A 15,128-nucleotide genomic window follows, 5' to 3' on the forward strand; every position below is an offset into this window, starting at 1 on the left:
GCCTTGAACTGAGGAATTGTTTGTCTTTAATACTGAGGAAAGTCCAGCGCGTTAACAAGACAAACGCGATGAGATAGGAAAAAGGCACCTAACCAATTAGTTAGATGCCAACTTTAGGACTATTTACCAGCGCGACGTAGTGCACTTGAAGTAAATTCGTTATCGTTAAACGATTGCGAAAAGTCGTACATCTTCTCTTGATTATCTAAACCAATTGCCAAGTATCGACGTGAATTCAAATCATGATAAACTTCTAAAGTACTCCACTGTGTAGGCACTTCGTAGTAATTAAGACCATATGCCATTGCAACACGATACAGTTGATCACGGTTATCATAAATATCAGTTACCTGAACTTGCCAGCTGTCTTCATCAATATAAAAAACACGCTTTTTATATATATGACGAGTGTCGTCTTTCAAGTTAGCTTCAACAACCCAAACACGGTGCTTTTCGTAACGCGTATGTGCAGGATTAATGTGGCCAGGCATTAAAATATCATCGTATTTAAGCTGATCGCTATGAAGTTTATAACTATTATATGGGATATAAAGTTCTTTTTTACCCTTCAACGTCCAGTTATAACGATTTGGCGAACCGTTAAACATATCAAAATCATCAGTCGTACGTAAGCTATCAGCCGCTGTACCTGGTGCATCATATGCAACATTTGGCGCGCGACGAACACGACGTTGTCCTGAATTATAAGTCCACGCTTGTCTTGGTGTTAATATTTGATCCATTGTTTCATGAACAAGTAATGCAGTACCGGCTAAACGTGCAGGCTCAGTTACTTTTTGTTTAAATTTAAACAAAATATTTGAATCTTTTAACTGAGCAGGCGTTGCACTCGGATCTGAATATTTAACTAATAGCTGCTCATCAAAGCCAACATAGTTGTAAGAACCCGATGCTGTAGGAGCCGCTTGACCACCAAAACGTTCGATAGACTGACCTCGGTAACGCAATAAGTGGTTCCAAATTGCTTCTAATCCCGTTTTTGGAATAGGAAATGGCGTCCCAATTGCAGTACTTTTAATGCCATTGCCTTCTTCAACTAACTCAGCAGTTGTTGCAAACTGTTTTGTAGCATCATAGACAAATTGAGGGAAAGACGCTGAACGGCGTGTTTCGTAAATTGGCATTTTGAATGTATCAGGATACGTTTCAAATAATGCAATTTGCCCAGGGCTTAAGTTCGCTTTGTATTTATCGATATTACTTTTATCAATAGTGAAAAGCACTTTATCTGTTGCAAATGGGTCAAGGTGATGCATACCAAGCTCATAACCTGCCGGAGCAGTCGTTATGCCATTATTCCAAGCAGGAATAGATCCATCAGCATTGCCCGCTTTCTCAGCACCAAGTGGTGTTAAGTTTTGGCCTAATTGTGCAACTTCATCAGCAGTGAGTTTTGCTAGTGCTGCATTGCTTGCAAACAAACTACAAAAAGCGGTTGCGATGAGGGTAGGTTTTTTTATCATAATCATGTTACCCCTAGATTGAATATTTTAAATTGAAAGAAACGTAGTCGCGGTCTGAAAAAGTATTTATATCACCGCCGCCCCAAAAAGAGTTATAGCTCACATCAAGTGACCACGCATTTTGATAGTTAAAGCTCATAGTGGCACCTAATGATTTACGGTCTTCAATGAACAAGAACATAGGATCCGGTGTACTGCCATTAACATCGTGAGAGAAAACAAAGCGTGGTGAGAAATTAATACCATTATAAATATTATAATAATCACCTTTAGCAATCAGGCGGTAACCCCAAGAGGATGCAGTCGCAAATGATTTTTGCTCAGCACCATTAGACAACCCCATTTGCAACGTTGAGTAATCACTTGCATTAGGGCCTGAAATTCGACCGCTTCGTCCAGTACCTGAAATATTTAAACGCGTCTCGTCATATGAGGGCATATTATTAACACGCACACCACCAATCTCACCCACCACAGCCCAACTATCAGCACCTAATGAAGGACCAAATAAATGAGTAGCAGTAAACTGTAGTTGCGATGTATTTCGCTCAATATAACCTTTAGCTAGTTCACCTGGTCCTACAGCACTAATTGCATCGCCAATACTTAACTGTGAAATACCAGCAAATTCAGGACGCAGCCCAGCAACAGCAAGCTGCTCTGGCATAGCTGCATAAAGCAGTTCAACATCATCTATTTGCAGTGGCTCATCTTCTCTAAAAGTAAACTCACCCGCAAAGGCAGTCTCACCCAGTGACGTATTAAAACTCAAACCATAGAGTTTAATATCTTCAGGGTATTCGTTGGTCGCTTTAGAAAACGCTCTTAAATCTGATATGTTATCAGGTGTGATTTCTGTAGTAGAAAGCATCGCTAAATCTTGTGCTATAGAGGCTTGCGTAAAGTTTGAGACTCGACCAGAAATGAGAGGACGGCTGCTATGGTAATTGACATGGTATAACGCAATTTCAGTGTCATAAAAGTCAGGTAAAAACATACCTAAGCGTAAACCGTACTGGCCATCATCGCTTGGCTCTGATTTACCTTCATCGCCTTTCCCCTTTAACGCAACTTTAGTTGGATGGGCAAGGTACATATTTGAAAGCAATTCTCGGCCTTCAGTGCTCGAGGGGTCAATACCGCGAGCTGCAGCGACTTGAGCAAAGTTAGTCGTTAAATTATTTAAGCTACTTGTTAAAAATGCTAAATCAATGTCAGGGTTAGCTGTAAAACCTAATTGAACATTTTGTTGATAGCCGTTTTCAGCCGCAAAGTCATTCGTTGAAAAATAAGTTCCCGCTGCTGGTAAACGTGTTTCATGCCATTGGTACTGATAAAAACCCTCAAGGGTTATATTTTCAGTAATACCGAGTGAAGCCCATAGCATGCCTACAGGAATAAATGCTTCTTTAAGCTCTGCACCCGGTGCTTTTAAACGCGCAATATCGACTGGGTTTATATTGATACCGTGAGAAATAAGTGTGCTTTCCCCCCAGTTAACAACTTGTTGACCAATGCGGATTGATAAAGGATTATTACCATCATTAAAATCAAAATTAGCCCACACATACGCATCTAATAAGCGAATATCTGCACAGCTTTGCTCTTTAGTATCTTTATCGTCACACGGATCAACGCCTTGGCCCGATGTTGGATTAACGTAAGCATGATCGCTATCCATTAACGCAAAGTCATAAAAGTACATAAAGCGGGTAAATAAACCGTAGTTATCTTTGCTAATTGATAGGTCGTGTGTGCCTTTTAACAGTTTTGAAAATGAATCACCACTGTCGAAGTTTAACCCACCGGCGTCACCATTATTTGAATATGAGCCTGGCTGTGCCCATACATCTTGCGATGAATAGACAGTGTTTAATGCAGGATTATAACCCGTCCAATTAAACGCTGGGTTATTACTTTTACCAATTAGGTCAAAGTTTCTATTTTCTACACGGACACTTTGCCCGTAAGAAAAAGTAGAGTCGAAGGTTATATCAAAACCTCCAGCTTCGAATGTTACAGCTTGTGTGCTGGCTGCAGACAACCCTAAGCTAGCGGCTGCTATGCTTAAAGCTATTTTGTTTCGAACAAAAAGCGATCTTCTTATCATTGTGGTTCCCCCCTGTCGCGGGTCATTTTGTGTGATCAAATTATTGTTTTTAGTGTAATCATAACGATAGAAGCGATATTAATAAATTACAAATGGTCGCATTCAATCTGTTATACATTTATTCTGGCTGACGTTTACGTATTGGTAAGACGTCATACCAGATAATTTATACACGTTATTTAACAATAGAACAAATTGAAATTAACAAAAAGACAATATTTTTATGTATCTATAACATAAAAATAGCGCGCTAAGCGACTCGCTCAATACGAATGAACTTATTTTCAGGTGTTAATAATATTCTAAAACGACCTCGTATTCCTAAGCTAGAAATGTAAGGTCTCAAATGGTTAGCAGAAAAACGTATTCTTTTTCCACCATCTTCCACTACTTGTAATGAGCTAAAACGACCATGATAATAATCCATGCAATCGTTGTAGCTCAGTGTTAAGTTAAAATAGTACTCAATCATTTACGCTAGCGCTTTCTCAACTTTTTCAAATAAATCGTCGCTTAGACCATCCAAAGCAGCTATACGCTCTAATTGCTGCTTCATTGCATGAGAACGAACTGTATCGTAACGCTTCCATGACATAAAAGGCGTCAACATACGTGATGCATTTTGTGGGTTTATAGCATTTAGCTTTATTAATAAATCACCTAATAGTGAATAACCTTGCCCGTCGGCACGGTGAAACTGCGGCGTATTAAAATGACTAAAGCTGCCGACTAACGCACGAACTCGATTAGGATTAGAGAAATCAAAACATGGGTGCTCATACAGGGCTTTAATATTTTCGATTGCGTTTTCTGATGTTTGCATCGCTTGTAAAGCAAACCATTTATCCATAACTAAAACATCATGGCGCCACTGACTATCAAAGTGATTTAATAATTCATCACACACTTCATGCGATGCTTTAACCGCTGCGCTCAACGCACCTAACGCATTCGTCATATTAGATGAGCTCGCTGCACCCTTAATAAATTCAGTTGCCTGGATGCTTTGAGTCTTAGCTAAATAATGAAGGCATAATTGTTTTAATGAACGAATAGCAACCGCATTAGCACTTACACTACCGTCATCAAATAATGATTCAAAACATTGAATAAATTCACTACATAATGAATCTGCTATTTGTTTTTCAAATTGCTGAGTAATTTTAATTATTTCATCAACAGGGATAACTTCAAATTCACCAGCTAGAGTATCAAAGCTAGGTAACTTTAATAACTCAGCAATTAGCGCTAAATCACCTTGTTGGTTTACAATTAACACCCTAAGCGCATTAATTATTTCATCACTTAGTGCAATACTTTCGGTGCTCTTTATATTCGCTTTTACTGCATTGATAAATAATTGCTGCTGGGCATCCCAACGAGAAAAATCACTCCGTGCAAAACGCATAATATGAAGAAGTGCATGTTCATCTGTTTGTTGATTTAAAATACACGGTGCAGAGAAATCTTCCAGTAATACAGCAACTGGTTTACTGCTAATATTATCAAAGTTAAATGTTTGCGTAGACTTCGTCACATTTAACACATGATCAATTTTTTTGCCTTGATACTCAAGCGCAATACTGTGTCCGTTTGCATCTAATAACTCAATCGCAAAAGGAATATGTAAAGGCTCATTATGTGGTTGATTAAGCGGTGCTAACTGCTCTACTGTTAAGCTGTAGGTGTTTGAATCTTTGTTAAAGCTTTGCAGCGTATTTAGACGAGGCGTACCTGCTTGACTATACCAACGTTTAAATTGTGCTAAGTTAATCTCGGATGCATCGCTCATTGCACTTACAAAATCATCACAGGTCACTGCTTGACCGTCGTGGCGCTCAAAATACAGCGTCATGCCTTTTTGGAAGTTTTGCTCGCCTAGTAGCGTATGCATCATACGAATCACCTCAGCGCCTTTGTCATACACTGTAACTGTATAAAAGTTATTCATTTCAATAACTTTTTCTGGACGAATTGGGTGTGCCATAGGACCAGCATCTTCGCTAAACTGGTGTGTACGCATTACTTTTACAGCATCAATTCGATTAAGCGCACGCGAGCCTAAGTCACTACTAAACTCTTGATCCCTAAATACCGTTAAGCCTTCTTTTAACGATAACTGAAACCAATCTCGGCACGTTACACGATTGCCCGTCCAGTTATGGAAATATTCGTGCCCGACAATTGATTCAATGGTGTGATAGTCTTTATCTGTAGCCGTTTCTTGATTTGCTAAAACACATTTACTGTTGAAAATATTTAACCCTTTATTTTCCATCGCGCCCATGTTGAAAAAATCGACGGCTACAATCATATAAATATCAAGGTCATATTCTAAATTAAAACGCGCTTCATCCCATTGCATCGCTTTTTTAAGTGAAGTCATAGCATGGGGTGTTTTAGATAAATTACCTTTATCAACAAATAATGCAAGCTCAACATCCCTACCGCTTTGAGTAACGTAGCTGTCTTTTAATACATCAAAATCGCCAGCAACTAAGGCAAATAAGTAACTTGGTTTTTTAAACGGATCTTGCCATTTGGTAAAATGACGACCATCTTGAGTTTCACCACTATCTATTTGGTTACCATTAGACAATAATTGTGGGTATTTTTTATCAGCAATTATAGTTACATCAAATGTAGATAAAACATCAGGACGGTCCATGTAATAGGTGATTTTTCTAAAGCCCTGTGCTTCACATTGTGTGCAATAAGCACCACCTGATAAATACAGTCCTTCTAGTGAAGTATTAGTCTCAGGTGATATTTGAGTAACTATACTTAATTGACAACTATCCGGCAGATTATTAATTATTAGTTGCTCGCCAATAATTTCATAATCTGTTATGTCCACGGCATCAACAGATAAAGACAGTAAGCGTAAATCAATACCATCAAGCACTAAAGGTGCTTTTTTATCACCTACACGTGTAAGCGTCAACAAAGCGCTCACTTTCGTTGATAATGGCTGTAAGTCAAAAGTTAGCTCTGTGTGATTAATTAAAAAGTCTGGGGCTTTATAATCTTTAAGATATTGTGCTTGAGGTTTATTTGATTCAGTCATAAATACTCCAAAATAGCTCCTTTTGAGTTAAAAGGAGCTATTTAAATTAGGCAGATTGTTTTGGCTTAATGCGTAAGATTTTAATACCTAAATAAGCATAAATAACCGCTAAAACAGGGTTTATCAAGTTAAAGAAAGCGTAAAGCGCATAATCAAAAGGATTTATTAATAAAACGCTTTGCATATAAGCACCACATGTATTCCAAGGGATTAATGGACTAGTGATCGTGCCACCATCTTCTAAAGTACGAGATAGATTTACAGGCTTTAAACCACGTTTTTTATATTCGTCTTTAAACATACGACCAGGTACAACAATCGCAATATATTGATCGGCCGCTATCACGTTAGTACCAATACACGTTGCTATTGTTGCCGCAATTAACGATCCCGTACTTTTAGCTATTTTAAGTATGCTTTTAACAAAAACATCCAAAAGGCCTGTTTTTTCCATAATGGCACCAAACATCAGTGCAGTCATAATAAGCCATGTGGTTGTAAGCATTCCGGACATACCGCCACCACTAAGTAGGGAGTCCATTTTATCATCGCCTGTACTTATGCTAAAACCATCAAAAAAGGTGGTCCAAACAAGCTTAAAGTACCCTACTAACTGCCCTTGGGAAATATCTATTTGGCTACTAATTAAATCAGACTGAAACAACATTGCCCAAATAGCACCCACAACTGCGCCAATTGAAATAGCTGGAAACGCTGGCATCTTTTTAATCGCTAATACTAGTAATACAATAAGCGGTATTAACATTTCAAAACCAATATTAAAGTTTTGCTGTAAAATAGCCGTTATCTCATCAATGCGCCCTGCTTCACTTGAAGCCGTTGCATTAAAGCCCATAAAAATAAATATAATAAGCGCAATCACAAAACTTGGTACTGTGGTCCAAAGCATGTGTTGAATATGCTCAAACAAATCAGCACCTACAACTGCTGGTGCTAAGTTTGTGGTTTCTGACAGCGGGCTTAACTTATCACCAAAGTACGCGCCCGATATAACCGCGCCTGCTGTTACTGTTTGCTCAAGGCCAAGACCCGTTGCAACACCTAATAACGCAACACCGATTGTTGCCGCTGTTGTCCATGAACTACCAATACTCATTGCAACAATGCCACAAATTAAGCAGCTAGCTGCATAAAACCAGCTCGGATTGATAACCTGTAAGCCATAATAAATTAAGGTTGGTACGGTTCCCGAAAGTAACCATGTGCCAATTAAGGCACCTACCATTAGTAAAATCAAAATAGCACCAAGTGAAAGCGTTATACCTTCAATCATGGCTTGCTCAAGTTTTTTCCAAGTGTACCCATTTTTAAGACCAATTAACGCAGCGGCAAAGGTAGCAAATAAAAGTGCAATTTGGTTTGGACCCGATGATGAGTTATCGCCAAATAAGTAAACGGCAGCTCCAAGCAAACAGATCAAAACTGAAATCGGAATAAGTGCATCAAAAAACGAGGCGGGTTTAATTGGTTTATCTTCCAATGGCTTCAAAGTAGAGACTCCTACACACACTTAAGGTGTGTCTAATTATTATTTTAAGCACAATTAGCGCATTAATTGAGCACCTTTGATCTGGCTCAACTTTATGTAATCAGAGATTATAACAATTTAGTAAATTATAGGTAGTAAAAAAGGCGCATAAGCGCCTTTTTTATAGAGGTAAAACCAGTTGTTACTGCTTAGCTATACGGCCATACTTAATATAATCTTGAGTAATTAACGCCGCTTCTTCTAAAAATGGATCTAGCTCTTCGATGACTTCAGGTAAATCATCTAAGTTTTCTACCGGATCTTTACCTAAACGCTTAAGCCGCTCATTAGTACGTACAAGTGTGCGTGCTTCGTTTTCATCTTTTTCTTTAATGCGCTTAGCTTCTACTAACGAAATTGTTTTACGGTCCTTTTCTTCGTTGTAGCGTGCAATATCAGTAAGTACATAATTAAATTCTGGTTCTGACTTAATACGTAATTCGTGTTGCTTTTGAAGCTGCGTAATGACCGGCGTTAAATTATCCAACTTATTATATTTAGCTTTTACAATGCTATCCCATGGTAGAGCGTTGTCTTGCTTGCTTTCTCCCCACTGTGCCGGATCGATTGCTGAAGGAAAAGATATGTCAGGGATCACACCTTTATGCTGCGTGCTACCACCATTAATGCGGTAAAACTTAGCAATAGTATACTGTACACTGCCTAGTGGATTATCGTATAAATCATACTTACGGCCTAAGCGTTTGTGCTGTTGTACCGTGCCTTTACCAAATGTTTGCTCGCCAATAACAACCGCGCGACCATAATCTTGCATTGCTGCTGCAAATATTTCAGATGCGGACGCACTGTATCTATCAACTAACACTGTAAGCGGGCCATCGTAATAGGTAATACCATCACGATCTCTTTGTTCTTCAATACGATTATTTAAAGTGTGTATTTGAACTACAGGGCCTTGGTCAAAAAACAATCCTGAAAGCTGCGTTGCCTCGTACAAAGAGCCGCCACCGTTTTGGCGTAAGTCGATAATAATACCATCTACTTTTTCTTCTTTAAGCTTTGCCAATTCAACTTTTACATCTTTAGAAAGATTGTTGTAAAAACCAGGTATTTCGATCACCCCTATTTTACTGGTTAAGTCTGAATATTTAGCGTCAAACACTTCTGATTTGGCCGCCCTATCTTCGAGGCGAATTTTATCACGGGTAATTTCAACTGTTTTAGGCGTACCATGGGCATCAGCACCTTTTAAGTATTGCAGACGCACCTTAGTCCCTTTAGGACCTTTAATTAAATCAACAACGTCGTCTAAACGCCAACCGATGACATCAGTAAACTCTTCACCATCTTGAGCAACACCGATAATACGGTCATCCGCTTTAATCTGTTCGGTTTTATCCGCAGGGCCACCTGGCACTAAACTGCGAATAACCGTGTAATCTTCATCTGGACTTAATACTGCACCTATGCCTTCTAGCTCTAGGTCCATATCCATTTTAAATTGTTCAGCACGGCGCGGCGATAAATAAGATGTATGCGCCTCAATACTGCGTGCTAAAGAATTTAGTACTATTTGGAATGCATCTTCAGCGTTTGATTGTACTAAACGCTTTTGGGCATTCCTATAGCGCTTGGTAAGCACTTCTTTAATACCTTTCCAATCTTTACCTGTCATTTTTAAACGCAATGCATCGTATTTAACACGTTCGCGCCAAATTTCGTCAAGCTCAGCCTGAGACGTTGGCCACGTGGCATCTTCACGATCAAAAAAGTATTCATCTTCTTTGTCAAAGGTCATCTCTTTTTCAAGTAATGCTAATGAATACTCATAACGTTCAAAACGACGTTTAATGCTTAAATTAAAAATATCAAATGTGAAGCCTACTTTACCGGTAGTTAAAGCATTATCAAAGTCATCACGATATTGCTCAAAAGAGGCAATATCGCTGGCTAAAAAAACACTTTTATTAAAATCAAGGGATTCGATATAACGATCGTACACTTTACTAGAAAGCTCATCGTTAAATCGAACTGGGATATAGTGTGAACGAGTAAATAAGCTAGCCACGCGCTTGCTGGCAGTACCATGTTGACTTTCTTGTTTGAGCTGGGGTAGATCGTCAATTGTGACGGCTTCAACAGCAGCAAATAATGAACCTGAAAACAGGGCAGCAACTAACGGAATGAGCGTAAACTTTTTACTCATACAAACTCCTTAATTTATTTACAGTTTAAACGATGTATAAACTGTCAGCTTTGGTTTTAACTTGCATACCCGTCACTAATTCAACATGAACGTCATCTTTGTTCACTTCAGTGATTACTGCATTTACAAGTGCTTGGCCAAGTTTAACCTTAACCTTATTATTAACCTTGACCTCAGTTGCTGGTAAAGGTTCAATTTTTCCTGAACGTTTAGCCGGTACTACTTTAGCTGGTTTATTAGCAGTGGAGGCGTTTTTATCACCTGCTTTGCTAGCATGTGCTGGCTTTTTCTTGAAAGACTTAGCATCAGAATCTTGGCGAGGACGCTGTTGTTTTTTGCGTTTTGCCATTTTAGCGCGGCTTTCTTCCAATGCTTTTTGTGCATGGTCGATATGCTCTTGCTCAACTTTTTCACCTTGATTGCCATCAAGATCAATACGAAACTCTGACTTAGTCACAGCTTCTAAATAGCGCCAGTTAGACGTATATTTTCTTAGCGCTTGACGTACTTGAGTCTTGCTTACTTTATCAGACCCTTCAATACGCTCAGCAATATCTTTAAAGATACCGACTTTAAGCGGTTTGATACCGTCTTTTTGTTTAAAACATTGTGGAAATTCTTGATATAAAAATTCCAACACTTCATTAATATCTTTTAGCTTGTTTGTGGTTTCCATTTTAGAACCTATTTTTCACATCTTTTCATCAAGGGACGAATCGACGTAGTGTGTTACCCAGTCGACCAACTCTTCGAAATCGGCTTCAATAACAGCCATATCACCTCGAAGGTGTTCCCAAATACCATTAATTGTTTCATCAATAAATTCACATTCTGAATCATCTGGAAGACGATCCCAAGCAATGTGAATCAAATCATTGAGCGTTTCCGCTACATGTTCTTCTTCGCCTTCCCAATCGCCAACATCTTGCACAGCAAATAGGTAGTCTTGAACATTTAGCAAATCTTTCATTACAGGCTCGCCTCTAAGCATTTAACTATCGCTTCAAGACCGGCTTTGTCATCAGTATCAAATCGGCCAATACTAGGGCTATCGATATCGAGTACAGCAAATACTTTACCATGTTTCATGATAGGTACAACCACTTCAGAGTTAGACGCTGCATCACAGGCTATATGCCCATCAAAAGCGTGAACATCTTCAATTAATTGTGTTTCTGCGGTTGCCGCAGCCGTTCCACATACCCCTTTTCCTACTGGAATACGGATGCATGCAGGATTACCTTGAAACGGGCCAAGTACTAATTCAGTAGGAGAATCCATAAAGTAAAAGCCAGCCCAATTTACATCTTCTAAAGAGGTAAATAATAGCGCGCTTATATTTGCCATATTGGCAATTACATTAGATTCACCAGCTATTAGTGATTCAGTTTGCTTAACTAATGACTGGTAAAAATCGTGCTTTTGCATACCAAACTACTTCTTATTAAACAGACAGTAGCTAAAGGTACTCTTTGTCGTGAAAAATTGGAACCTTTTGGAGGTAAAAAAAAGGAAATCGCACCGTTTATCAGCGTGCTTGGTCAATAATGCTGCGATTATTTTTTTATCGATTTACGAAGTCCAAATAAAAACAGCCCAGCTGCGAATGCCGACATTACACTATTAATTAAAAATATCTCACCCGTTGATGCACTCAACAAATAACTAAATATAGCGCCACCTAATAAACCAAGTGTCAAAACACCTGAATAGTTAACCTTAGAATATTTAAACATCAACAAGTATCCAGGCACAACAAAAGCCGCCATCGTTAAACCTACAATATGTGCATTTGATATGGCTGTCATCAATAGTTGAAAGAACACTGATAGAAAATCACCCTGCAACGCTAGTGCATAATACAAACCTAATAAACTGCCAACAATCACCGGGGACAATAATGAAAGCGCGACGCTTTTTGCAAGTTGATGTTTCATCTAATAATCCTTAATACAGCGTATAAAATTTAATGTATTAAGCATGCACCAAGATCTAAAGCTTAGAAATAGAGACTATGGTCGTAACTTATGATGATAAAACATACAACATATAAGCTAGGTAATTTAATAAAGTAATAAAAGCCCAGTTTTTAAAAGAAATAACAAATAGCTCAGTAGTTACAACTGAGCTATTTTTTGTGATAAATCGATATTTTTATTTATCGCCAACTCTTCAAGCACTATGACTCTTTCAACTAAAAAATCTAACTTTTTTTGCATCGTAACAATCGTATTTTTCTGATTTTTATCTTGTAATAAAAGTGACTTTTCTTTAGCAGTCGCTCTATAGGTAAAGTAATTTTTAATTAGCACTAAAAGTAAAAAAGGCGACAAAAAAATCATTATAATTAAAAATAATTCAAACATTATTATATCCTTTAAGTGTTTTGTGTTGCTAATTTATAATGCTGAGACGAAAAACCTGGACGTTTTTTAAATAGTGTAGAGAGTGTTATTTGGCGCGGTTTACCACGACGGATAAGTAAGTTTACGTAGAGTATGCTTAAAATTATTGCAGTTGCCTTGAACAAATTGCCTTTTAAATCCCCTGCTGCACCACCTGACATGCTAAATATGCCATAAGCCGCATTCATAAATATATGCATCCATAATGGAAACCAAATACGGTATCCACATTCGCAAAATAACCACGCAAACCAAGTTCCTGCAATTGTTGTAATTGCAACAGCCATCACAGCTGAAATAGCATCATGTCCTTGATAAATATGACCCAAACCAAATATCGTTGAGCTAATTAATGCGGCGGGAATAAACCCCCAACGACAAAAACGAAATAACACGCCGAACAAAGCAGCTCTAAAAATTATTTCTTCAAAAACTCCCGCGTATATTGAACCTGTAATTATCCCCGTAATTGAAAGGTTTAGCGCGTTACTCAAATAAGCGTAACCTATGACCATAGGTGTGCAACAGACTACCGCTGCGAGTAAATAACGTTGAAAACCTTCAATGTCGACACCTAAAACGTTGTACCAACTCTCATGTTTAAATAATAATGTTGCCACAACTAACAATGGCCCATAAATAAACAAGTATTTAGCAGGAAATAACAAAAGGGCTGATTGTTGATCAAGGTCAGATAGGACACTTACCCAGTTATCCCCCCAGAACTCTTTCATCATGTAATGACAAAATATAAATGTGGTGATTAGTAGCAGTGCTTTAATTGTATGTTTCATACGTACCTTCTTAAGTTACAATTTTAAATTCAACTTAATCATGGCAATCACTAATTATGAAATCGATCAATTAGGGCTAAATTTCATTTTTAGGTGCTAACTACATGTTTTTGGGGTCATCAACAAACATCAGGGGTTAACAACAAGGCTTGTTTAATGACATCAACATAAGTTCGCGAAACTGGAATTGTGAAATCAAATGAGTTCATCGATAACTGTAATCCTCCGGCATTCCCTTTACTTACTGCGACTAATTGTAAATTAACTGCATAAGACCGATGACAGCGATATAAAAATGTATTTTGGGGTAATTGTTTTAATAAACCAGTTAACGTTATACGCAGCAATTTATGAGAAACAACATCGTTTTCTATCGTTGCGAGCTCACAGTAATTATCGGCTGACTTAATAAACAATATATCCGATAGCGCAATTGTTAGCTTGTCACCTTTATTATCGCCAATAAGTGTTATTAGAGGGTGTGGGGGGACGTTATTTTTTTCTACCTCTTCACAAGAACGCTGTTTAGTCTTAACAACCGGTATTTTTTCAGTTGTTAAGACCATATGCTTTGCATGACGATTGACAACAAATATGAAACTAATCGGGAATAACCCAACTGCTAATGTATATACAATGAAGAGTATTTGGTTTTGCCAATGCCAAGCCCCTAACATAGCAACAACAAAATATCCGTGGTTAAACAAAGCAGTAACTAAAATATAAAGGCTGGGGGTCACTATTATTCGAAGTTTATTGCTAAGGTTTAACCGAATTAAAAAGATCTCAATAAAACCCGAAAGCAATAAAGCGCAAAACGTGACTAAGCCGTAACCTGAAAGCCGGAGTAATTTATAAGGTTCAGTATCGTTGGTTGTACCAAAAGGTTGGAATACGAATAGAATAAATAGAGTTACTATCGAAAATAAAATTGCCCTGTATACAACCAACTTTCTTGACGCTAAATCATCTTTAAGCCACAACGTCATATTTTACATACCTTTAAAAACACGCTTGCTAATAAAATACCACAAATTCATCGCTAATTACTGGTTTCATTTTCTCAGTAAATATAAAATGATAAGTAATACCAATCAGCTTATATATGAAGTCTATTTAACGATAAAGAAATTGCGCTATAACTAGGCGATTTTTTATACTTAGTCGGCTTGGTAACTGCTCCTGCGTTACCCTACAGGCTTACATTCATGTAAGAATAAGTAAAAATTGAGTAAAACATCCGCGTCCTGCTCACGCCCCTTACCTACATACTACATGTAGGCAACAAAGCGTTCCCTAGCACGAACCCAAGAGCAGCGCACGCTTGGCATTTGAGCTGCGTTATCGCCTATTTATGGGAAAATAACCACATAACATAGGCTCTGCCTTGAGCAAAAACCAAACAGTCTACTGTAAATTCAAGCTCGAAAGATAAAAAGGCCCTAATCGGCCTATATAGACTCTATTTAACAATAATGCATTTTATACCAACCTGCATAAATCTTTGATCAATTTAACGAATTAAATTGCACTATAACGTCGTTAAAATTTT

Annotated in this window: 13 protein-coding genes; all 13 read right to left on the minus strand. The window is 38.0% G+C overall.

The window, feature by feature from the left end; all coding sequences use genetic code 11:
- Positions 1-119: 119 nt before the first annotated feature.
- Positions 120-1,484 carry a DUF1329 domain-containing protein gene (locus CWB66_RS04775; protein ID WP_138584515.1) on the minus strand — a complete coding sequence of 455 codons (1,365 nt, stop codon included), beginning with the start codon at positions 1,482-1,484 and terminating at the stop codon, positions 120-122.
- Between the two features lie 13 nt (positions 1,485-1,497).
- A complete protein-coding gene (locus CWB66_RS04780) occupies positions 1,498-3,594 on the minus strand; it encodes a DUF1302 domain-containing protein (protein ID WP_077537784.1) in 2,097 nt (698 codons plus the stop codon).
- A gap of 250 nt (positions 3,595-3,844) precedes the next feature.
- Positions 3,845-4,066 carry a DUF2835 family protein gene (locus tag CWB66_RS04785; RefSeq protein ID WP_077537783.1) on the minus strand — a complete coding sequence of 74 codons (222 nt, stop codon included), beginning with the start codon at positions 4,064-4,066 and terminating at the stop codon, positions 3,845-3,847.
- Positions 4,067-6,661, minus strand: a complete 2,595-nt coding sequence (pepN, locus tag CWB66_RS04790; protein WP_138584516.1) for an aminopeptidase N — start codon at positions 6,659-6,661, stop codon at positions 4,067-4,069.
- 46 nt (positions 6,662-6,707) lie between these two features.
- Positions 6,708-8,171 (minus strand): Na+/H+ antiporter NhaC, encoded by a 1,464-nt coding sequence (gene nhaC, locus CWB66_RS04795; RefSeq protein WP_171037463.1) that lies wholly within the window; start codon positions 8,169-8,171, stop codon positions 6,708-6,710.
- A 181-nt stretch (positions 8,172-8,352) separates the two neighbouring features.
- Positions 8,353-10,377 (minus strand): carboxy terminal-processing peptidase, encoded by a 2,025-nt coding sequence (prc, locus tag CWB66_RS04800; RefSeq protein WP_138584518.1) that lies wholly within the window; start codon positions 10,375-10,377, stop codon positions 8,353-8,355.
- A 25-nt stretch (positions 10,378-10,402) separates the two neighbouring features.
- Positions 10,403-11,053 (minus strand): RNA chaperone ProQ, encoded by a 651-nt coding sequence (gene proQ / locus CWB66_RS04805; RefSeq protein WP_077537779.1) that lies wholly within the window; start codon positions 11,051-11,053, stop codon positions 10,403-10,405.
- A gap of 15 nt (positions 11,054-11,068) precedes the next feature.
- The gene (locus CWB66_RS04810; RefSeq protein ID WP_002961910.1) at positions 11,069-11,347 is read right to left on the minus strand and encodes a hypothetical protein; all 279 of its coding nucleotides are present in this window, start codon (positions 11,345-11,347) and stop codon (positions 11,069-11,071) included.
- Complete coding sequence (gene msrC, locus CWB66_RS04815) at positions 11,347-11,805, minus strand: free L-methionine (R)-S-oxide reductase MsrC (protein WP_077537778.1); 459 nt, start codon at positions 11,803-11,805, stop codon at positions 11,347-11,349. The genes CWB66_RS04810 and msrC overlap by 1 nt, the downstream gene beginning before the upstream one ends.
- Before the next feature lie 128 nt (positions 11,806-11,933).
- Positions 11,934-12,314, minus strand: coding sequence for a hypothetical protein (locus CWB66_RS04820; RefSeq protein WP_077537777.1), 381 nt, complete (start codon positions 12,312-12,314; stop codon positions 11,934-11,936).
- A gap of 180 nt (positions 12,315-12,494) precedes the next feature.
- Entirely contained in the window at positions 12,495-12,743 is a 249-nt protein-coding gene (locus CWB66_RS04825) for a hypothetical protein (protein ID WP_138584519.1), read from the minus strand.
- A gap of 11 nt (positions 12,744-12,754) precedes the next feature.
- The gene (locus CWB66_RS04830) at positions 12,755-13,576 is read right to left on the minus strand and encodes a CPBP family intramembrane glutamic endopeptidase (RefSeq protein ID WP_033028391.1); all 822 of its coding nucleotides are present in this window, start codon (positions 13,574-13,576) and stop codon (positions 12,755-12,757) included.
- A 119-nt stretch (positions 13,577-13,695) separates the two neighbouring features.
- Positions 13,696-14,565 (minus strand): LytTR family DNA-binding domain-containing protein, encoded by an 870-nt coding sequence (locus CWB66_RS04835; protein WP_138584520.1) that lies wholly within the window; start codon positions 14,563-14,565, stop codon positions 13,696-13,698.
- Positions 14,566-15,128: the final 563 nt, after the last annotated feature.

It is taken from the genome of Pseudoalteromonas sp. S558 (assembly GCF_005886635.1).
GTDB lineage: Bacteria > Pseudomonadota > Gammaproteobacteria > Enterobacterales > Alteromonadaceae > Pseudoalteromonas > Pseudoalteromonas aliena.

Coding starts and splice junctions, on each gene's coding strand:
- msrC (WP_077537778.1), bottom strand. CDS start 11,805: ATGCAAAAGCACGATTTTTACCAGTCATTAGTTAAGCAAACTGAATCA.
- CWB66_RS04785 (WP_077537783.1), bottom strand. CDS start 4,066: ATGATTGAGTACTATTTTAACTTAACACTGAGCTACAACGATTGCATG.
- pepN (WP_138584516.1), bottom strand. CDS start 6,661: ATGACTGAATCAAATAAACCTCAAGCACAATATCTTAAAGATTATAAA.
- CWB66_RS04775 (WP_138584515.1), bottom strand. CDS start 1,484: ATGATAAAAAAACCTACCCTCATCGCAACCGCTTTTTGTAGTTTGTTT.
- CWB66_RS04830 (WP_033028391.1), bottom strand. CDS start 13,576: ATGAAACATACAATTAAAGCACTGCTACTAATCACCACATTTATATTT.
- CWB66_RS04820 (WP_077537777.1), bottom strand. CDS start 12,314: ATGAAACATCAACTTGCAAAAAGCGTCGCGCTTTCATTATTGTCCCCG.
- CWB66_RS04780 (WP_077537784.1), bottom strand. CDS start 3,594: ATGATAAGAAGATCGCTTTTTGTTCGAAACAAAATAGCTTTAAGCATA.
- CWB66_RS04825 (WP_138584519.1), bottom strand. CDS start 12,743: ATGTTTGAATTATTTTTAATTATAATGATTTTTTTGTCGCCTTTTTTA.
- CWB66_RS04810 (WP_002961910.1), bottom strand. CDS start 11,347: ATGAAAGATTTGCTAAATGTTCAAGACTACCTATTTGCTGTGCAAGAT.
- prc (WP_138584518.1), bottom strand. CDS start 10,377: ATGAGTAAAAAGTTTACGCTCATTCCGTTAGTTGCTGCCCTGTTTTCA.
- CWB66_RS04835 (WP_138584520.1), bottom strand. CDS start 14,565: ATGACGTTGTGGCTTAAAGATGATTTAGCGTCAAGAAAGTTGGTTGTA.
- proQ (WP_077537779.1), bottom strand. CDS start 11,053: ATGGAAACCACAAACAAGCTAAAAGATATTAATGAAGTGTTGGAATTT.